This is a genomic window from Thioclava sp. UBA3469, assembly GCF_002378135.1.
Lineage (GTDB): Bacteria > Pseudomonadota > Alphaproteobacteria > Rhodobacterales > Rhodobacteraceae > Thioclava > Thioclava sediminum.
The window spans coordinates 1,237-2,211 of record NZ_DFRG01000194.1; the positions used below are offsets into that span (position 1 = coordinate 1,237).

Sequence of the window (975 nt, forward strand, 5' to 3'; positions counted from 1 at the left end):
CGCCATCCAGCCGCGCCAGCCTTTTTGCGCGCCGACGATGGGCACGATGGCCTGCACGATGGCCACCGCAAAGGCGAGAATCAGGGCAAAATGCCCGAGTTCGTTGATCATGGGACTCCTCCTGTCGCGGGGCGAGAGCATAGAGATATACGGCCTTCGGGCCAAGGAGGATGCGCGCCGATGTCGCAACTTTCCGACAGCCACTCACGGGGGCGTGAATGGCGCGCCCCATTCTCAACGTCTAAGCAAGGCGCGTGAGACCAAGAGGGATGCTGAAAATGCGTGCGATCGTGATCGGGCCGCTGCTGGCCTTGGGGCTTGTGGCAGGATGCCAGTCGGAGCCGGGCGACCCTCTCGAGGCGATTGCGCCGAACGCGATCTGGGAAGTCGTGTCGATCGACGGCAAGCCCCTGCCCGACGGCGTCGAAGTCACTCTGACCCATCCCGAAAAGGGCCTGATCGCGGGCAAGGCGGGCTGCAATCACTATAACGGTCGCATCTCGGAGAAGGACGGCCGGGTGCGCGTCGGCGAGCTGGCCGGAACGCGCATGATGTGCCCCGAGCCCGCGATGGGTGTGGAGAAGGCCTTCCACTCGGCCATGGCCCGCGTCGATACGGTGAAACTGTCGCAGGATCGGCTGGAGCTGATCTCGCAGGGCGACACGGTGATCGAAGCCACGCAATAAGCGCCTTGACCGGCGGTGCGGGGCGTGGCCCTCTCGGGCAATGTTCCCGATCCGCGATCACAACCCCTCTTACAGCACCCCGTGGGTCACATGGACCCTGATCGCGATCAACATCGTGGTCTATGTCTTCACCGCGCCCTGGGGCGGCGACATGCGGGAACTCTGGCTCAACAACGCGCTCTGGCCTGCCGCCGTGACCCATGGCGTCGCGTGGCACGGGCTTTTCACCCATATGTTCCTGCATGCGGGCATCCTGCATCTGGCGGGCAACATGCTGTTTCTGTGGGTC

The 975-nt window shown here is 64.2% G+C and carries 2 protein-coding genes; both read left to right on the top strand.

Going from position 1 to position 975, the window contains the following annotated elements:
- Positions 1 to 278: 278 nt before the first annotated feature.
- A complete protein-coding gene (locus B3D39_RS13860) occupies positions 279 to 686 on the top strand; it encodes an META domain-containing protein (RefSeq protein ID WP_165756996.1) in 408 nt (135 codons plus the stop codon).
- A 40-nt stretch (positions 687 to 726) separates the two neighbouring features.
- Positions 727 to 975: rhomboid family intramembrane serine protease (locus B3D39_RS13865; RefSeq protein ID WP_286789810.1), on the top strand; the 249-nt coding region annotated here is incomplete at its 3' end.